This is a genomic window from Janthinobacterium sp. LS2A, assembly GCF_036543145.1.
GTDB lineage: Bacteria > Pseudomonadota > Gammaproteobacteria > Burkholderiales > Burkholderiaceae_D > Janthinobacterium > Janthinobacterium aestuarii.
Window position 1 is genome coordinate 1 of record NZ_JAZHPB010000038.1, and the last position, 265, is coordinate 265.

Here is a 265-nt window from a genome sequence, read left to right on the forward strand (position 1 = left end):
GACAACCTTCCGCGATCCGTCCCCCCATCGCATCATACGACGGTGCAGGAATATTAACCTGCTTCCCATCAGCTACGCATCTCTGCCTCGCCTTAGGGGCCGACTCACCCTGCTCCGATGAACGTTGAACAGGAAACCTTGGGCTTACGGCGTGGAGGCTTTTCACCCCCATTATCGCTACTCATGTCAGCATTCGCACTTCTGATACCTCCAGCATCCTTTACAAGACACCTTCGCAGGCTTACAGAACGCTCTCCTACCATAT

The 265-nt window shown here is 54.0% G+C and carries 1 rRNA gene; it reads right to left on the bottom strand.

Going from position 1 to position 265, the window contains the following annotated elements:
• Nucleotides 1–265 (bottom strand): 23S ribosomal RNA (locus tag V3C40_RS28310); the annotation flags it as partial.